Source organism: Moorena sp. SIOASIH (genome assembly GCF_010671925.1).
Lineage (GTDB): Bacteria > Cyanobacteriota > Cyanobacteriia > Cyanobacteriales > Coleofasciculaceae > Moorena.
In genome coordinates this window covers 667,421-686,609 of the sequence record NZ_JAAHIH010000004.1, presented here as the reverse complement: position 1 = coordinate 686,609, position 19,189 = coordinate 667,421, and the positions used below count along the sequence as shown (strand labels likewise).

The window sequence follows — 19,189 nt, the reverse complement described above, 5'->3', positions numbered from 1 at the left end:
ATAATTCAATATAGGGGGCTACTGTGATCCTAGCATTGCCAGACCCATCGGATAAGGCACAGGGAAGTTTACCACAGGTAAGTCGGGCAGATTGAGCTGTGGTAGCGCTAATCAATAGTCTTGAATCTACCAAAATATTCGGGAACGTGAGAGCCCCTCTCTTTTAAGGAGGGTTTGAAGTTACCGTAAGACAGGCTCGCCTTATTCAATTAATTTAAACTTTTTACCCATAACCTGCCGACGCTCATTGGCGAGCCTGTCTAAGGTTTTGTCTCCGGGATGAAACGGACGCGAACGCGCCCCGCGTCTCCTACGGAGAACGGGTTTTAAACCGTCGTGTCTATAATAGAGGTAAGGAGGTGATGAAAGTTGTACAGAACTATTCCAGTTCGAGCAAATTTTACAGACGAAGAAAAGGCTTTTTGGATATTTCAATGTGAACAGGCTAATAGCCTAACGAATTGTGCAACTTATTACGTTCGCCAGAATCATTACAACAAGCTAGAGCAACAGGAAAATTCATTTACCACTTATTGGCGTGGGGACGAACTGTTTTATGGGTGGAAAATATATAAATGTAGCACAAATTACGCAGAACTTTGCAGGAGTCTCAAGGATAATCCTCATTACAAAGGGATGGCTGCACAGTCTGCTCAACAAACCCTAAAAACAGTAGCGGAATCAATTAGCAGCTATAACCAGCTAGTAAGCCTTTATTATAAAGGAAAAGTTGACCGACCAAGGCTGTTAAGGTATCGAAAAAAAGGTGGTCTAGCTGCTGTTGCCTTTCCTCGCCAAGCCTTAAGTTACAAGAACGGTGACTTTGTCCCCTCAATTAGCAAAGAAACTAAGCCGCACTTAATCACTGAAATCACCCTGAATCCCCCAGATTTTTTAGATCCGGATTGGGTAAAAGAGGTTACTGTTCGCCCGTACCTGGGAGACCTATGGATTGACTGGGTAATTGACGACGGCAAAGAAGCGATTACTAGCAATCCGAATCTTGACTACACCCAAGCTTGGAGTTTTGATCATGGTGGAGACAATTGGCTGACCGGTGTGTCTACCCATGGAAAAAGCCTGATTATTGACGGTCGGAAGCTCAAGTCAATGAATCAGGGATACTGCCGTCTGGTTGCCAAGTACAAGCAGGGAAAGCCTGAGTTTTATTGGGATTCCAACCTTGACCGGGTGCAACGAAAGCGAAACAACCAGATCAGAGATGCGATCAATAAAGCCGCTAGGTTCATTATCAATCGGTGCCTAAACGATTCGGCAAAGCCGACGCTACGCGAACGCATTGGTAACCTAATAATTGGATGGAACGAGGGACAAAAGAATCGCTCTAATATGGGCAAGCGTGGTAATCAAAATTTCATACTGATTCCCACAGGGCGATTAATTGCAAGACTGAAACAGCTTTGTCCAGAGTATGGAATTAAGTTAACAGTTACCGAAGAAGCGTATACCAGCAAAGCGTCTTACCTTGATAACGATAGCCTCCCAAAACACGGTGAAAAACCCAACGGATGGTTTCCGTCAGGATTCAGGGTGAAGCGAGGATTGTACAAGACTTCTGCCGGATGGCTGGTAAATGCAGACTGTAACGGTGCTGCCAATATAGCTCGAAAAGTAGCCACACAGTTAGGTATTGACCTGACCAGGGTGGGTAGGGGAGCATTGACACTCCCAACACGATATGATCTGTTCAGCTCATTGAGTAGATCATATCGCACAAGAAATGAAGTGGCCCGGTTTCAACCCGCCACGTAATAACCTTGTAGAATCCCCTTCTTTTAAGTGGGGGAGATGTCAATACTTAACCCGATGTTCGAGTTTGCTAACATAATCTCTATTATGATACGATGCTTACTTTGAAATTCCGCTAAATTGGGGAAGAAGTCAAGGGATAGAATAGATTCAGCACTTCGGGGCATACCTTACCATAACTGCAACCGTCAGGGGTCTAGGGTGACTACGCTTCGGAAAACCGAACCACTGGCTATATACAATTTTAACCAAAATATCATCTATATATATAGTAGTTGAAATTCATTGAACGAGTTGACAGCATTCATCTTGAGGAGAATAAAGGACGCATGGGCAAGGTAGTCGGCATTGACCTGGGTACAACAAACTCCGTGGTGGCTGTCATCGAAGGCGGTAAGCCGGTGGTAATTGCTAATGCGGAAGGTATGCGCACAACTCCGTCAATGGTTGGCTTTAGTAAGGATGGGGAAAGGGTTGTAGGACAATTGGCACGCCGCCAAGCTGTGCTTAATCCCCAAAATACCTTCTATGGGGTGAAGCGGTATATTGGACGTAAGTATGCTGAACTGAATCCAGAGTCGAAGCGGGTTGCCTATACCATTCGTCGGGATGAAAGTGGTAATGTGAGAATTAAGTGCCCCCGCTTGAAAAAAGACTTCGCCCCAGAGGAAATTTCTGCGATGATTCTGCGGAAGTTGGCGGATGAGGCCAGCCGCTACCTGGGAGAGGAGGTAACAGGGACAGTAATAACAGTCCCGGCTTACTTTAATGATTCTCAACGGCAAGCTACACGAGATGCTGGACGAATTGCTGGGTTAGAGGTTCTGCGGATTCTTAATGAACCAACAGCAGCGTCTTTGGCTTATGGATTGGATCTCGAGGCAAGCCAAACCATCCTGGTATTTGATTTGGGTGGGGGTACCTTTGATGTCTCCATCCTAGAGGTGGGGGATGGGGTGTGTGAAGTGCTATCAACCAGTGGTGATACTCAACTGGGGGGCAATGATTTTGATCGAAAAATTGTTGACTGGTTGGCAGAGCAATTTTTGGAATCAGAAGGAATTGATCTGCGACGGGATCGCCAAGCCCTACAACGGCTGACTGAAGCTGCAGAAAAAGCCAAGATCGAGCTGTCTGGGGTGGGTGTAACTGATATTAATTTGCCCTTTATCACAGCTACAGAAGATGGTCCAAAACACCTAGAAACTAGGCTGAAGCGCTCTCAGTTTGAAGAGCTATGTGTGGATCTAGTTAGTCGTTTGCGCAGACCCCTAAAACGAGCTTTCAAAGATGCTGGCTTAACTCCTATGGAAATCGATGAAGTGATCTTGGTAGGAGGGGGGACCCGCACCCCTATGGTACAACAATTGGTGCGCAGCTTAATCGATCGGGCACCAAATCAAAACGTTAATCCTGATGAGGTAGTGGCAGTAGGAGCTGCAATTCAAGGAGGAATTCTCAACAGTGAAGTCAAAGATATCCTATTGCTGGATGTAACCCCGTTGTCCTTGGGTTTGGAAACTATTGGTGGGGTGATGAAAAAGTTAATTCCCCGTAACACGACTATCCCAGTCCGGCGGTCTGATATTTTTTCCACCTCCCAAAATAATCAGACTTTGGTGGAAATCCATGTGCTGCAAGGGGAACGGGATATGGCAACAGATAATAAGTCCTTGGGTCGGTTTAAGTTGACTGGTATTCCCCCAGCACCACGGGGAGTGCCCCAAATTCAGGTGGCTTTTGATATTGATGCCAATGGGATTTTGCAGGTATTGGCACTGGATAAAACTACTGGTCGAGAACAAAGCATTACCATTCAAGGGGCTTCTACCCTGAGTGAGGCGGAAGTCAACAAAATGATTCGTGAGGCAGAAGAATACGCCCAGGTTGACCGGGAACGAAGGGAACGAGTAGAAAAGCGCAATCGGGCAGAAAGTTTGGCTAATGAAGCGGAACGGCAACTGAGGGAGGTAGCCCTAGATTTTGGTAGACAGTTTGCTAGTGGTTATCGGCGTCAGATTGAAGGCTTAATTCAGGAGATGCGTCAATCCGTTGCCCAAAATGATGACCGGGCTATTGATCGGGCTCAAGGTGATCTACAAGATGCCCTCTATGAGCTCAAGCGAGAGGTACGGCTGCAATATGAGGAAGAAGAGGATGATGACTTCTTTGGCTCAATTCGTCGCACCTTCACCGGAGATAGTGACACAGACAGATATTCTCAACGGGATTACCGCCGGGGGGGGGACTCCTATGACTCCTATGGGGCTAGTTCATCGAGATCCACTCGCGATCGCTATCGCAGAAACCCCCTTGAAAATGATTGGGATGAGGATGATGATTGGTTCTAAATTAGTCAGTAGTTAGTTGTCAGTAGTCAGTAGCCACAACTAATTAGCAGTTAGTCTTTAGGTAAAAGCAAACTGGGCTCTTCGCTTCAAAAAATACTGACAATTGACCATTAATCAAGAATAGATCAAAAAAGCGATGCAGCCCCTTAATACGGGGGTTTCCCCGATGAGGGAGTGCATCAAGACACTGACAATTGACTAATTACCAATGACTATGCAAAACTATCGAGATTACTATGAAATGTTGGGTGTACCCACAGAGGCATCCAGCGAGGAAATTAAAAAGGCTTATCGGCGGTTAGCTCGACAGTATCACCCTGACCTGAATCCTGGAGATAAGACAGCAGAAGACAAGTTCAAGGATATTGGTGAGGCATATGAAGTTCTCTCTGACCCGAATAGGCGATCGCAGTACGACCAATTCAGCCGATATTGGCAGAAGAAGAATTTTGGTAGAAAAGCGGCTAAAGCTGCTAGTTTGATTAAAAATGTAGGCTGGAACGGCAATGGTCGTGGTTCAGCCCAAGGAGAGGATTATGGCAATTACCGGGACTTTAACACCTTCGTTGATCAACTACTCGGACGCCGCTCTACTAGAAAAGCAACATCAACCCCACCTCCAGGGACTCGGGTAAGTTCCGACAGTGCGTTTCGACCAGGGAAAACTAAAACAGCCTACACTGTTAGTTCTCGTCTGAGACCTCAACCGAAATCCCCGCCTCAGCCTCAACCTTATCCCAAACCTCAACCTCAAGATATTGACGCTCGATTAACCCTACCTTTGGAAAAAGCCTATAAAGGGGGTCGAGAGCGAATTCGCCTAGAAGATGGACGGGCTTTAGAAGTTGAGCTACCTGCTAGGATGGTAACCGGTGCCCTGGTGCGGCTCCAAGGTCAAGGTATTGATGGTGGATGTTTAAATTTAAAAATCACTGTGTCACCTCATCCCTTCTTTAAATTAGAGGAATTGGATGTGATTTGTGTAGTACCAGTAACACCTGCTGAAGCAGTATTAGGTGACTTAATAGAAGTTCCAACCTTGGATGGTATAGTGCAAATTAATGTTCCTAGTGGCGTGAGGTCAGGACAAAAATTGCGCTTGGCAAATAAGGGTTATCCCAATCAAGAGGGGGGACGAGGGGATCAGGTAGTAGAAATTCAGATTGTTGTGCCCACCGAAGTCACTGAGGAGGTCAGAGAACTCTACGAAAAACTACGGCAGATTGAGAATTTTAATCCTCGCCAGGATTTACCGGTCTAGGAAAAAGGCTGACATCCAAGCATCCACAAGCATGGTTAGAGTCGATGCCTAGGTAGGGCTTGCTGAATAAGTCGGGGAAAAACAACCGATGAATTATTTAGCTACCCCGGCGAGAAGCCCCGCACCATAATCTTTGATTTGGTGTCGGGATGATAGCCGGGACAGGGTTTATGTAAATTAACAGTTATCATTCACCTGGTTTGTGTTAAGATATTTTGATGGCACTAATCATGAACTACACTTATCGAATTTATCCAGATACAGCTCAACAGGAATTAATGTTGAGTTGGCTAGAAACTTGCCGACGACTTTATAACCGTTGCCTGCGAGACTTAAAGGACTGGATGAATAGTCGGAAGTGTGCAGTTGATCGGTGCTCGCTTAATAGGGAATATATCATGTCGCCTGACATTCCATTCCCCGGATACAGGTCACAGAAGCGACAGTTAACGCAATGGAAAAAGACTGAATCTGACTTGAAAGAAGTTCACTCTCAAGTCACTCAAGATGTCATTAAGCGATTACATACTTCTTGGGAGTCGTTCAGACAAAGAGGAAAAGGTTTTCCACGATTTAAAAAGTACGGTCGCTATCAATCGTTTTTGTTTCCTCAGTTTGCGACTAATCCAATTAAGGGGGATCAAATCAAACTACCCAAGATTGGGCTTGTAGATCTGAGATTACATCGAGAAATCCCTGAAGGATTTCAAATCAAGACTGTACGAGTTGTATCAAGATGTCGAGGAACAAAATGGTTTGTTGTTATCACAATTCTTGCTGATGTTTCTGTTCCGGAAAACCAGGCTTTTGGACGAGCAATCGGAGTAGATGTCGGGTTGATTGATTTCCTAGCTACATCAGATAATTTAACGATTCCTAGACCGAGGTTTTTCATAGACCTACAACGCGAGCTGAAATTGACGAGCGACCCCGCGCCGTCGCACGGCGCTAGGGAACGCGCGAGTTGCTGCAACGTAGAGCATCTCGAAAAAAGAAACGGTCTAAGAATTACGAAAAAGCACAAATCAAGGTAGCACGGTTACATCACCAAATTGGTAATACCCGTAAAGATTTTCACCTTAAAGTTGCACATCAACTCTGTGACCAGGCTGATTCAATTTTTGTAGAAGACATTGATTACAGAGTAATGGCAAAGGGCTTTCTGGGTAAGCATTCTCTTGATGCTGGCTTTGGTCAGTTCAGAGAATTATTGAAATGGGTATGTTGGAAACGAGGAAAGTTTTTCGCAGAAGTTGACCATAAAGGGACATCAAAGCAATGTCCTGAATGTGGAACCGAGTGGGATAATAACCTCTCAATCCGTTGGCATACCTGTGATGAATGCGGGTATTCCAACCATAGAGATGTCGCTTCAGCCGAAGTAATGCGTAATCGTGGAATCAATAAGTACCCAAGGACAATTGGGGAAAGGAAACTGTCTGCTGATAGCGTACTGTCGGGGGTTTTGTACCTAGATAAGTGCTACGCAGAAACTCTTAATCGTGAGGTTAAGAAGCCCGCGCCGTAATCAAAGATTCGGCGTCGGGAGTATGTCACTTATTTAAGCCTGAAGCAAAGATGAGTGTTTATTGTTGACAAGTCCCATGATTATTTAATAATAATTGATGCCCAGGCGTTATTATTTTGTTTGAAAATGTTCTGTAGTGGCGTGGCAAGCTTAAAATAGTGTAATAGACAGAAAACAAACTGGATAATATGGGAAGAGGTCGTCGGGTAATGGTTTTTCTAACTTCAGACCAGAGAGAAAAACTGGAAGGAATTAGTCGTAATGGTCATGCACCGACAAAGAAAATACTTCATGCTCAGGTTTTATTGATGTGTGATGAAAGTACTCAAGCTAAACAAAAATGGACAGATGAAGAAATCAGTTCGGCATTAAATGTGCATCGTAACACAGTAGGCAGGAAAAGGAAAAGGTTTTTACAGCTTTGAAGTTACCGTAAGGGAGTGGAGCCTTTATAGTTTAAGGTTCTTGCGCAAAAGAGTTGAAAATTGTTAATTAAGGCTCCACTCCCTAAGGTTTCGTCTCAAGGAATCGAACCAAGCTTGAATCGTCGTCAGCGCATTTCCCAACCCCTACCACCGAAACTGAAGGTCGAACAATTTGCCCAACTAATCGCAATATGATTGCTCCACACCACCATTAGGTAGAGCGCACTGGAGCTTGAGGCTATTAACTAAAGAATTGAAAACACGAGGAATAGTCACGGAAATTTCTCATGAAACAGTACGTAGCTATCTAAAAAAAACCAACTACGTCCATGGAAAAAACAACGTTTTTGTATTCCCGAAAGAGATGAACGCCCGCTTCGTGGCAGAAATGGAAGTTGTTCTCGATATCTTTTGCAGCCAACATAGCCCAAGTGAGCCTCTGAAAAGTATGGATGAAGCAGCGATACAACTAACTGGACATCTAATCGAACCAATTAAAATGCAACCAGGTCATGATGCCAAGGAGGATTATCACTACACTCGCGAAGGGACTCAAGCTTTATTTATGTTCTTTGACCCTCAGGGAGGATGGCGAAGAGGAACGTAACCGTGACAGTCGTACCAGTATTGATTGGGCAGAAGAGATTAGGCAATTATTGGATGTAGACTATCCCCAAGCAAACATTGTTAAATTACTCTGCGATAATCTCAATACTCATAACATCGCTTCTCTCTACAAAGCTTTTCCCGCAGCAGAAGCACACACGGCCAGAAGATTAGAGATTTATCATACACCTCGTAATGGCAGTTGGCTTAATGTTGCCGAGATAGAACGAGCGTGTTTTGTCAAAACAATGCCTGGCTCGACGTATTCCCACATCCCTTGAAACTAGCATCGGAATTAAATGCGTGGCAAAAAGAACGAAATCGCACAGCTAGTAAGGTAATTTGGCATTTCACAACCCAAGATGCACGAATTAAATTGAAGCATCAATATCGCTGTTTTTGAAGATGTTGAATCCGACAATTCTAATGCATCAAATTAAGCTTGCCACGCCAGTAGGGTGCGTTAGGGATGGACTAGCCCTGATTTTCGCGGTAGCCAGTTTGGAACAGTCCGTCCGATTGTAACGGGCAAGATGCCCATTCCACCCACCGTGTTAAACAGCATGGATTGAGATGCACCCTGTGATCCCTTAATTGGGAGTAATTCTAGCGGTCTTAGTAAACGCGGATATTTAGGAAACTCATTAGAAACAATGGGATCACATAATAATATAGTAGTGTAAAATCTGATAGCGCTCAAATAATGATTAGCAATGCGATCGCTTAATAATGAATTGAGTATAGCGGGCTTAGTACAATTCGATAGGGCTAAAACTCTGATCAGTTATGCAATTGCAATTGGATAATTTTTATTAAAACTAGCGCTATAGTAAAACCCGATAAGTAGCAGGGTAAGCGCATCTTGTTGGGTAACCGGGGGTATTTCTCAATAAACCCGGTCTTATTGTGCTTATTGAGAATATACTTTCTATATATAGTTTTCATGCAATTCAATAAACACTATATGTAGAAATAAAAAAATTAGATGCGTTTACCCTGTTCTCTAGGCCAAGCAGCCCTAACAGAAGTACGAAACTAAATCAAACCCACCCTTGAATATATTGGTGACATTCTAGCTATGTTGTCACCAACTTATTGCAAGAGTTGTCGCTAGACTCCTGGAAGAGCCTGAAATTGCTAATACAGTTGTGGATGTAAGTAATAATGATGAGTTTAAAAAAGGTGTAAGTAATCTTGATAATAAGTTACGCCAAAAATTTCGAAAAATTGGTTTATCTATGGCTAAACGTTATAATCAAATAATGACAAATTCACTAAAAATTGTTTTTGAAAATAATAATGATATGTTTAGTATGGAACACGATAATCTAAAAACTTTAGAGTATTATCTAAGGGATTTATTAGCCAATGCAAATAATTTTATTGAAAATTTTACTAACATAGGATCTGAAGTCCTACATGAGACAGGTGAAGTCACTATTGAAAATTTTTCTGAAATAGGAGAAGTCCGAGATGAGACAATTGAATTACTAGAAGATGCTGGTGAAGTCACTCCTGAAGTTATGGATTCTCTTGTGGGTTTCTTAGAGTGGATAGGAGAAATTATCTGAGGGGGTGACATGAGCCCTGAAAAGCTTACTAGATAAGGCTTTGATGCCAATGATCTTAGGGAAGATAAACTCCCAAATTGACCCTACGAATGATTTTCTGGAAGCTCAAGCCCTTATAACTACGTCTAAGGTCCCGTCCAAAACAGCATGTATCTTTTAGGTGCGACCCGTGGCGACTTTAATAATTAAACTAAATCCGGTTGTCATACCCCCCTCATATCAGCAGTTTTGCGATCGCATAGCGTGGCCGTAGGCCAATCGCATAAATTCGTGCTTCGCAAAATTTGTGCTTTGCTCAAGTCATGATTAGCAATTCGTTCGCGTAGCGTGGCCGTAGGCCAATCGCGTAATTTCCATTAAACCAATCGATAGCACAAAATTCGATAGTGGTAAAACTATCATCAGCAGTTCTGCGATCGCATAATTTTTAGTTAACTATAGCGCTATATTAAATTGCTCTAATTTGCTTTATGATCACAAATATGTAAAAAACACAACTTTTGCTTCCCCGACTCCCGACTCCCGACTCCCGACTCCCGACTCCCGACTCCCGACTCCCGACTCCCGACTCCCGACTCCCGACTCCCGACTCCCTACTCCCGACTCCCTACTCCCTACTCCCTTGACTCTCCATTAACAACTGGTATAATCCTCAATAACCTACCATAATCAAGAAACCAAAACTCTTTTGCCTGCGTCTGCGATAATCAAAGGCACCGGAGTTTTTCCCATTCTTGAAGCAAAACCCGTCACAATCGATGGCGAAACTAATTATTCAAATCCCCTGCTACAACGAAGAAAACAGCCTAGGGATTACCCTTTCGGTGCTTCCCCGTCAACTGAGGGGTGTAGATACCGTTGAGTGGCTAATTATCAATGATGGCAGTACAGACCGCACCGTAGACGTAGCCCGCTCTTATGGCGTAGACCACATTGTCAATTTTAAACACAATCAGGGACTAGCCAAAGCTTTCATAGCAGGAATCGAAGCTTGCTTGAAAGCTGATGCGGACATTATTGTCAATACCGATGCGGATAATCAGTACTGCGCTGATGACATTCCCAAACTCATAGAACCTATTATATCAGGTCGAGCTGAAATAGTCATCGGGGCGCGACCGATTCAGAAGATTAAGCACTTCTCCCCTATTAAAAAGTGTCTACAAAAATTCGGTAGTTGGGTAGTCCGAATTGCTAGCAATACTAATATCATTGATGCTCCCAGTGGATTCCGAGCCTTTAGCCGAGAAGCAGCCTTAAAGCTAAATGTCTTTAATGAATACACTTACACCCTAGAAACTATTATTCAAGCTGGACAAAAAGGCATCGCTATCACCTCTGTCCCAATCCGCACCAATCGCTATTTACGCCCGTCCCGTCTAGTCAAGAGTATCAGTGCCTATGTTAAGCGATCGCTAATCACTATCCTGCGAATCTCCATGACCTACAATCCCCTGAGATTCTTTATCACCTTGGGGACAATTCCATTTACCCTAGGAACCTTACTGGGGATTCGTTGGTTAATCCTATACTTCGCTGGTACTCCCAAAGCTCACGTACCCAGCTTAGTTTTAGCTGCTATTCTGATTCTAATGGGCTTTCAACTGTGGATATTTGGCTTAGTGGCAGACCTAATGGCAGTCAATCGTCAACTTCTAGAAGACATCCAACTGCGACTACGTCGATTGGAAGTTGACTCCAATCACACTCCTGACTTGCTACCAACCGGAAATCAACAACAGCGGGAAAACCGGGAAGAGGGAGGAGAAGGGGAAGAATTTGCCAATAGTTTCTTGAATCGATAAAAATCCTATTGTGATAGTGGGGAGCTCTTAAGACTACTTGTGATAGTGGGAAGCTCTTAAGACTGCTTTTGGCTGAAAACAACCATCACTCTCGGACTGACCCATTGACACATTCAGCAGCAAATAATGACCAGAGACCTATTCGCCCGTCAAGCCCTAAACCAAATCCCTAAAATCCTCACCCTCCTAGACCGGAATCCCCACAGTCCCACCTACGGCTGCTTTGACCGTAACTTCTGGCACTATAAAATCATTGATTTTCCTAGTGGGATGGCACAGGAATTTGTCTGGCCTCTAGCACTAGCTTATCATACCGACTTCCCAGATAACCCGTTCTACCAGCAACCAGTAATTCTCGATTGGGTCGAAGCAGGGATACTTTTTGCTGCATCCAGTTCCCATCCCGATGGCTCCTGTGATGATTATTTCCCCTATGAGCGTGCTGCTGGAGCCGCCGCCTTTTCTTTATTGGCTAGCATCGAAAGTTACAAAGCCATGGGACTCCATAACCCCATTGCCTTACAATTCTTTGAAAAACGAGCAGATTGGCTAGCCCATCACATGGAAAGTGGACAGCTGAGCAACCACCAAGCCTTGATTGTCTTATGTTTAGACCTGCTATCGGAACTCTTGCATACCAATCAATGGGATAGAGCGCGATCGCAAAGGCTAGAGCAAGTATTATCCTGGCAAAGTCCCGAAGGTTGGTTTATAGAATACGAAGGCTGCGACCCAGGCTACCACACCTTAACGATTTCCTGTCTAGCCAGGATTTATCTGTTGAGACTAGACCCACGCCTAAAAGAAGCTCTGATCAAAGCTGTCGAATTAGCCGCACAATTCATCCATCCCGATGGTTCCTATGGTGGAGAATACACTAGCCGTAACACTTACAACTTTTTTCCCCATGGGTTTGAATTAGTAGGACGCTGGTTTCCACAAGCCCTAGAGATTAATGACCGCTTCTTGGTGGGATTAGCTAATGGTCTTGGTCCCTGTTACGCTGATGATCACATCATTGGTCACCATACCTGGAATTATCTCCTATCTTGGCGGGATTTTGTCAGCAACCGACCCAAACCAACTCCCCGTCCCCGTGGTCGCGTGTGGTTGAAAGACGCCAACATCCTAATTGACCGCCGTCGCGGTACAGAGCTTTATTTAGCTTTGAATAAAGGAGGCGTTTTTAAGATATTTCGAGACAATCAATTAATTGCTTCAGATACCCATTTTTCTCTCCTAGTACAGAACAGAGGTAAATTAAAAAATGCCGTCGGTCATCTGATTGATGACTATCACGTTAAAGTCAGTGAAGATGAAATTCTGATTGAGGGAAACTTGGGATGGGCGAAACAGAAGCAAATGACTCCAATGAATTTACTAATTCTGCGGGGAGTGATGTTAACGATAGGACGCTTCTTTCCCAATTTAATTCGGAAATTATTGCAGAAATTATTAATTACTGGTAAAAAAGACGCTCCCTTCTGCTTTCGCCGATATTTTTATTGGCAAGGTGAGCGATGGTTGGTCATTGATGAGTTACAAGCTAAGTCTTGGAAGTCGGTACAAAGTGTCGGAATTGGTGGTGACCAGACATCGATTTATGTGGTCATGAGCCGTACCTTTCAAGCAGGACAATTACAACCGTGGGTTGACCTAAGTGATGAGGTACAAACCTTGGATGATTATGAATGGTTGAAGTTCGAGCAGCGTTTTTGAGATCATATAACTGGGAAAATCTTTTTGAGTGCCTCAGTGGTCAAGTGTTGTGTGATCAATGCTTATCCAAACTATAGCGCTATTAAATTTGTGGTGATTAGATCATGTCTTCTCAAAAATACTAGCGCACTTTTTAATCCTCCCCAACCTGTTTAAATATAGCGCTAGAATCGGTCAGCTCCTACTCTCTCCCTAAAATATAGCGCTATATAATAAGCGGTATAGCTTGCCTCCGCCGGTAAAATACTGGCGCTATAATAATTTGATTCAAGTCAAACTCTTAACTATAGCGCTAGTACAAAGAAAACTAACTCTCTAAAACTATAAGGATAACAAAGATAATTAAATTATGTAACAATTTTGCCGAAAATTCTAGCACTATTTAAAAATTTGTGTTAACCTCAGATAGAAACTATACAATAGCGCTATAGTAAACAGGAAAAGACATGGTAGCAAAAGACATAGTGGAATTTTAGGAAGAATCTGAGGGTAAATATAGGGTAAGCTTTTTAGGTTAGTCTCTTTCGCGACTCAATCCGATCACAGAAACAGTTTCGACAGCAATTCCCACCTGCTGAGAGAGATGATGTCAGCGTTTTGACAATGTCTTTAAATCGAGGCTATTTGGGATTTTATTCACAATTATAATTAAGCGCTGCCTTAGGCACTGCTTAACAGACCGGTTGTAAATCATAACATCACTACTTCTACAGCACTGCCCATAATTTTTATTAGATGATATGAACTATAAAAATTGGATGGAAAAATGGAGAAATCGAAATCTCTACTACTATAAAGACTTAGAAAAGTTTTTCCGCTTTTCAACACGTCCTGGCTATTCTGTCTTAGAGGTTGGTTCACGTTTGGGGTACTTATTAGCGGCTGTTAATCCAAGTTATGGCCTCGGAATTGATAGAAATTCCGAGGCCGTCGAAGATAGTCAGAAAAGTTTTCCCGAACTGGAGTTTCAGGTAGAGAATATAGAATATTTTAAACCCCTAGAGAAATTTGATTATATTTTATTGGCCAATACAATCAGCTACATAGAGGATATACAGAAGGCATTACATTCTATAAAAAAAGCCTGCCATAATAATAGCCGTTTGGTCATGACGTTTCAAAACCCTGTATGGGAACCTATTCTACAATTTGCCACCTTGATCCGGCAACGCATGCCCTTATCAGATCTCAACTGGTTGAGTCTGGAAGATATTCAAAATTTATTACAAATAACTGGCTTTGAAGTTATTTATCACGGGAAAAGATTACTCTTTCCAAAGCGAGTGCCACTAATAAGCTATTTTTTAAATCGGTTTATAGCGCCCTTGCCTTTTATCAACCAACTTTGTTTATGTGAGTATATTATTGCTAGATTACGGCCTAAAGATACTGATGCCCAAACCCAAATTCAGCAAAAGACTTGTTCAGTGATTATTCCAGCACGAAACGAAGCAGGGAATATCGAAGCTTGCGTCACCCGGATGCCAAAATTAGGCCGACATACTGAAATCATCTTTGTAGAGGGACACTCTAGAGATGACACCTGGTCAGAAATTCAACGGGTTCAGGAAAAGTATAAAGATCGATGGGATATAAAAGTTGTCCAACAATCAGGGATAGGCAAAGGAGATGCAGTTCGCCAAGGCTTTAAAATGGCAACAGGAGACGTTTTCATTATCTTAGATTCCGATTTAACCGTTAAGCCAGAAGATTTAATTTACTTTTTCGAGGCGATCGCTTCCGGATACTGTGAATTTGCTAACGGTTGCCGCCTCATTTACCCAGTAAATGGTACTACTATGCCTTGGTTGAATCGAATGGCTAACCGTTTCTTCGCCTGGCTACTCTCCTATCTTCTTAATACTAAAATCAAAGACTCTCTCTGTGGAACCAAGGCAATTTCAAAAGAGAATTATTCCCGCATTGCCGAAAATCGGAGTTACTTTGGCGATTTTGACCCTTTTGGCGATTTTGATTTATTATTCGGCGCTGCTAAGTTAGGCTTAAAAATAAATGATATTCCCGTCCGTTATATGCCCAGAACCTATGGCGCTTCGAATATTCAGCACTTTAAGGAGGGGTTGGTACTTTTTAAAATGTGTGCTTATGCAGCCAAGAAGATTAAGTTTTCCTAATTATATAGATGACTTCTGCGATTACTATGCTTAACTTATTAAGACTTCCTGAGTTATCTAAGATGACCAATCTAGATAATCCAAACAACATCCATGTATTAAGGGCAATAATTCAGCGCAAACCCTTTCTTAGAAAAACTTATAAGAGTTTCTATCATCAGTTATTAGTGAAAATTCAGACAATTCCAGCAGATGGTAAAATTGTGGAGCTTGGTAGTGGTGCTAGTTTCTTAAAAAAATACAATTCTCAAATTATCACTTCAGATGTCTTACCCTATGATGGTGTTGAGCTAGTTTTTTCTGCTTTAGATATGCCCTTTGAAGATAACGATCTTAGTGCCATACTGATGATTGATGTATTGCACCATATTAAAGATTCGCGACAATTTTTTCGGGAAGCAGATCGTTGCCTTAAGCCTGGTGGAAAACTTGTCATGATCGAACCAGCAAATACTTGTTGGTCTAAGTTTATTTATAATAATTTTCACCATGAACCATTTAATCCACGGGGCTATTGGGGTTTTGAAGAAGGGGGACCATTGTCAGGAGCAAATATGGCTATTCCTTGGATTATTTTTAACCGAGATAGCGAACTTTTTCGGGAAGAATTTCCTAGTTTAAGAGTACGAAGTATAAAAATTCATACACCCTTAAGATATCTGATTAGTGGAGGATTGTCTATGAGACAACTTCTCCCATCAGCCCTTTTTAGTCTAGTACAATTTATGGAGTGGCTTTTATCACCCCTTAATGCTCACTTGGGAATGTTCATGACGATTGAACTAGAAAAAGTAAAAGTAATTTAAGTGATAGCCAATAGCTCAAATATGATAATACTAGATCAAATAACTATGTTAAGGCTTCTATGAACATCAGTAGTTTCCTAAAAAAAATATCTAAAAAAAAGCAATTTTTTTATTTATTTATTATTCCAGGTATCTTCCCTGTCATTTCTCTGATTCTTAGACAGGAATTCGGTCCATATTGGCTTGGAAGAAACTCTGATCCTGAGTATGCTTATCTCCTAAATTTTTTAAATATCATCCAATTCCAAACACCTGGTCATACCGATCATCCGGGCACTACTCTACAAGTCTTTGGTGCTATTGTTATTCAAATCACTTATTTTATTCAGTCCCTGACGAATTCTGTTGTTTCTAATATTACAGAATCTGTACTGCAAAATCCTGAGTTTTATTTGATCACTGTCAACATCATCCTGCTTCTTATCATAACATCTTGCTTGTTGCTGGTGGGTTTAGTTGCTTTTGCCTTCTCTCAGAATATTGCGTTGAGTTTACTATTACAGTTAGGACCTTTTTTGTGGACTCCCCTACAAGAATCCACCCGTGTGAGACCGGAAACCCTACTACTTTCTTTGACTCAAGTGTTGGTGATTCTGCTGCTATTTTATCTTTACACAGAGAGAGCCCGATTGCCTAAATTTGCCCTAGCTATCGGTATAGTTTTGGGATTAGGGGTATCCACAAAAGTCACATTTATTCCCATGATACTGGTGATTATGCTGCTTCCTGGTTGGTTTCAGAAAGGATTAGCAATTTTTACAACAATAGTCACGTTTTTTATTACAACATCTCCTATTTTTTCCCAATACCCTCGTGTTTTTAATTGGTTGACGTCGATTGCGACCCATACAGGACACTATGGCAGTGGTAATCCAGGTTTAGTTGATATTTCAAATTTACCAAGCACCTTTATTAACTTGATTCCCCAGGATAGATTTTTCTTTTATACTGTTGGCTTATCGGTATTAAATTTCTTCATTGTTACTGTTTGGTTTTGGTTGGCTAGATCGACCTTACAAAATCTCGATTTAAAACACAAATACTCTCCTATCGTCCCCGTTCAAAAGCTTTATTTATTGTACTTATGTCTTTTGTTGATTATTGGGTTTCAAATAATGCTTACGTTAAAACACCCTGCTACTCATTATTTAACCCCATCTATGGGGTTATGTAGTCTGCTGATTTGGGTGCAAGTTACTCTATTTGAACAACAACTGACTACTCTTTTACAACCAAGTATTTATGCAAAACTAAGTCTACTTGTGTTAACGGTGTATGTTACAGCAAGTGCCTCAGTTACCTATGAGCTAATGTTAACTAATAAAAATAGTTATCAATCTTATCGGGGTGAAATTCAAACTATTAATCGGCTGATTCAGCAAAATTACAATAATTGTATTCACGTAACATATTATTCGTCTAGCGATATAAAATATGCACTCAAGTTTGGTAACAGTTTTGCTTCACATAACTTTTCTAAGGTCTTAGAATCTAGTTTTACTGATGCAGTTTTCTACAATATCTGGTCTCGTAAATATGAATCTTTTAATCAAGAATTAGATTTAAGTAATCTTATAGATAAAAATTGCATTATTCTTCAGGGTAGCCCCTTGAACGAAACGCATTATTCACAATTGATGCCAAGCACAACAATAGAAATAATTTTTGATGGTCAGAACGAAAACCTTTACAAGCTAATACAAAAGCCCAATGACGAAATAAAGTAGGTGGGCAGCTAGGGCAAACCCATCTAATCCTCATAACCCAGCTTAAAAAAGAGTTTGACTAACCCTAATTATTAATTACTGGTAAAAAAGACGCTCCCTTCTGCTTTCGCCGATATTTTTATTGGCAAGGTGAGCGATGGTTGGTCATTGATGAGTTACAAGCTAAGTCTTGGAAGTCGGTACAAAGTGTCGGAATTGGTGGTGACCAGACATCGATTTATGTGGTCATGAGCCGTACCTTTCAAGCAGGACAATTACAACCGTGGGTTGACCTAAGTGATGAGGTACAAACCTTGGATGATTATGAATGGTTGAAGTTCGAGCAGCGTTTTTGAGATCAGATTACCTCGAAAATACTGCTGAGTGGATCAGTGAAATACTGTGTAATGAAGCTTTTCAAAACTATAGCGTTATTTAATTGAGCAGTGATTAGATAAGTCTTCCGCCCCATAAAAACTAGCGCGCTTATTAATTACTCCCCTCACTAACTATAGCGCTATGTTAAACAGATCCCTATGACTCCAAGACATAAACTCAAGTTGCCCAATACTAAGGTGCTAAAAAGCCCATGAATCGCTTTTAAAATAAGGGTTACAGGGATTGCCTAACTATAAAAACCCATGTATGTCAGGGATTTATGTTTGCGATCGCAATAATCTAAAAATCTAGGTATAATCACCTCAAAACCCAGATCAGATCAGCTGAGGATAGCTGCCAGTTCCTCTAGCCAAGACTTACCGCTGATTACCTTGTCAGTAATTTATGGCTAAACTATAGCGCTATTTAATTAACCTCTGATTCGATCATGCCTTCCGCCCTAAGTTATAGCGCTATATTATTAAACTGAATAACTATAGCGCTATACTAAACTTTAGTCCTCACTGTGATGATTAAACTATAGCGCTATTTAATTTTTCGGTAAATTGGATTCCATTGCTGTCAAAAATATAGCGCTATATTATTCCTTTAGCTCATACTCCATTAATAAACTATAGCGCTATTTATCTTGCTAATTATTGTTTGGATCACCTGTCCCCAAAAGTAATAGCGCTATAGTAATTATTCTAAGGTCATAGAACTTCAGCGCTACTTTAACAGCTTAGCTCCGACTCCAACTTCAAAACAATAACGCTATATAAACATAATATTAAATTATGTAACAAATTTTCTAAAGTACTAGCGCTATTGTTTGTTCATGTTATCGTAAAAACATGAACAAACAATAGCGCTAGATTAAATGTGAAAGACATGGCAGCAAAAGACATAACTACAATTGGCACCACTCAAGCAGCTTATCTTTTAGGTATTTGTGTCCAACGAGTTCGCCAACTCCTCAAAAAACGGCAGAATTAAGGGCGCTCAAAAAGTTGGCAGATTTTGGCAAATTTCCCTATTTAACGGCATGCCCAGAGTCATTCCTGGTAAGCGTGGACCAAAAGGCACTTGGAAAAAAGTTGCTCAAAAGGTGGCGACTTACATCCACCT

Annotated in this window: 13 protein-coding genes and 3 pseudogenes; all 16 read left to right on the top strand. The window is 41.7% G+C overall.

Going from position 1 to position 19,189, the window contains the following annotated elements; translation table 11 throughout:
* Nucleotides 1-369 precede the first annotated feature (369 nt).
* Nucleotides 370-1,773 (top strand): transposase, encoded by a 1,404-nt coding sequence (locus F6J90_RS24265; protein ID WP_293099307.1) that lies wholly within the window; start codon nucleotides 370-372, stop codon nucleotides 1,771-1,773.
* 326 nt (nucleotides 1,774-2,099) lie between these two features.
* Nucleotides 2,100-4,121 carry a molecular chaperone DnaK gene (gene dnaK / locus F6J90_RS24260; RefSeq protein ID WP_293100738.1) on the top strand — a complete coding sequence of 674 codons (2,022 nt, stop codon included), beginning with the start codon at nucleotides 2,100-2,102 and terminating at the stop codon, nucleotides 4,119-4,121.
* 214 nt (nucleotides 4,122-4,335) lie between these two features.
* Nucleotides 4,336-5,382: a DnaJ C-terminal domain-containing protein gene (locus tag F6J90_RS24255; RefSeq protein ID WP_293100735.1), complete on the top strand. Its 1,047-nt coding sequence runs from the start codon at nucleotides 4,336-4,338 to the stop codon at nucleotides 5,380-5,382.
* Nucleotides 5,383-5,600: 218 nt separating this feature from the next.
* Nucleotides 5,601-6,416 carry a transposase gene (locus F6J90_RS24250; RefSeq protein WP_366513840.1) on the top strand — a complete coding sequence of 272 codons (816 nt, stop codon included), beginning with the start codon at nucleotides 5,601-5,603 and terminating at the stop codon, nucleotides 6,414-6,416.
* Entirely contained in the window at nucleotides 6,347-6,910 is a 564-nt protein-coding gene (locus tag F6J90_RS24245) for a transposase (protein ID WP_293099304.1), read from the top strand. The genes F6J90_RS24250 and F6J90_RS24245 overlap by 70 nt, the downstream gene beginning before the upstream one ends.
* Before the next feature lie 188 nt (nucleotides 6,911-7,098).
* A pseudogene (locus tag F6J90_RS24240) lies at nucleotides 7,099-7,329 on the top strand (helix-turn-helix domain-containing protein); the annotation flags it as partial.
* A 102-nt stretch (nucleotides 7,330-7,431) separates the two neighbouring features.
* Nucleotides 7,432-8,381, top strand: a pseudogene (locus F6J90_RS24235) (IS630 family transposase); the annotation flags it as partial.
* A gap of 708 nt (nucleotides 8,382-9,089) precedes the next feature.
* Nucleotides 9,090-9,512: a hypothetical protein gene (locus tag F6J90_RS24230; protein ID WP_293099301.1), complete on the top strand. Its 423-nt coding sequence runs from the start codon at nucleotides 9,090-9,092 to the stop codon at nucleotides 9,510-9,512.
* A 463-nt stretch (nucleotides 9,513-9,975) separates the two neighbouring features.
* Entirely contained in the window at nucleotides 9,976-10,149 is a 174-nt protein-coding gene (locus F6J90_RS24225) for a hypothetical protein (RefSeq protein WP_293099298.1), read from the top strand.
* Between the two features lie 121 nt (nucleotides 10,150-10,270).
* Nucleotides 10,271-11,317, top strand: a complete 1,047-nt coding sequence (locus F6J90_RS24220; RefSeq protein WP_293099296.1) for a glycosyltransferase family 2 protein — start codon at nucleotides 10,271-10,273, stop codon at nucleotides 11,315-11,317.
* 126 nt (nucleotides 11,318-11,443) lie between these two features.
* Complete coding sequence (locus tag F6J90_RS24215) at nucleotides 11,444-13,036, top strand: hypothetical protein (RefSeq protein WP_293099293.1); 1,593 nt, start codon at nucleotides 11,444-11,446, stop codon at nucleotides 13,034-13,036.
* A gap of 758 nt (nucleotides 13,037-13,794) precedes the next feature.
* Nucleotides 13,795-15,171: a glycosyltransferase gene (locus F6J90_RS24210; protein ID WP_293099291.1), complete on the top strand. Its 1,377-nt coding sequence runs from the start codon at nucleotides 13,795-13,797 to the stop codon at nucleotides 15,169-15,171.
* A gap of 8 nt (nucleotides 15,172-15,179) precedes the next feature.
* Complete coding sequence (locus F6J90_RS24205) at nucleotides 15,180-15,977, top strand: class I SAM-dependent methyltransferase (RefSeq protein ID WP_293099288.1); 798 nt, start codon at nucleotides 15,180-15,182, stop codon at nucleotides 15,975-15,977.
* 59 nt (nucleotides 15,978-16,036) lie between these two features.
* Nucleotides 16,037-17,704, top strand: coding sequence for a hypothetical protein (locus F6J90_RS24200; RefSeq protein ID WP_293099285.1), 1,668 nt, complete (start codon nucleotides 16,037-16,039; stop codon nucleotides 17,702-17,704).
* A 140-nt stretch (nucleotides 17,705-17,844) separates the two neighbouring features.
* Nucleotides 17,845-18,039, top strand: coding sequence for a hypothetical protein (locus tag F6J90_RS24195; protein WP_293099283.1), 195 nt, complete (start codon nucleotides 17,845-17,847; stop codon nucleotides 18,037-18,039).
* Nucleotides 18,040-18,952: 913 nt separating this feature from the next.
* Nucleotides 18,953-19,142 (top strand): annotated as a pseudogene (locus F6J90_RS24190) (helix-turn-helix domain-containing protein); the annotation flags it as partial.
* Between the last annotated feature and the right edge of the window lie 47 nt (nucleotides 19,143-19,189).

Coding starts and splice junctions, on each gene's coding strand:
- F6J90_RS24200 (WP_293099285.1), top strand. CDS start 16,037: ATGAACATCAGTAGTTTCCTAAAAAAAATATCTAAAAAAAAGCAATTT.
- F6J90_RS24220 (WP_293099296.1), top strand. CDS start 10,271: ATGGCGAAACTAATTATTCAAATCCCCTGCTACAACGAAGAAAACAGC.
- F6J90_RS24255 (WP_293100735.1), top strand. CDS start 4,336: ATGCAAAACTATCGAGATTACTATGAAATGTTGGGTGTACCCACAGAG.
- F6J90_RS24250 (WP_366513840.1), top strand. CDS start 5,601: ATGGCACTAATCATGAACTACACTTATCGAATTTATCCAGATACAGCT.
- F6J90_RS24205 (WP_293099288.1), top strand. CDS start 15,180: ATGACTTCTGCGATTACTATGCTTAACTTATTAAGACTTCCTGAGTTA.
- dnaK (WP_293100738.1), top strand. CDS start 2,100: ATGGGCAAGGTAGTCGGCATTGACCTGGGTACAACAAACTCCGTGGTG.
- F6J90_RS24215 (WP_293099293.1), top strand. CDS start 11,444: ATGACCAGAGACCTATTCGCCCGTCAAGCCCTAAACCAAATCCCTAAA.
- F6J90_RS24210 (WP_293099291.1), top strand. CDS start 13,795: ATGGAAAAATGGAGAAATCGAAATCTCTACTACTATAAAGACTTAGAA.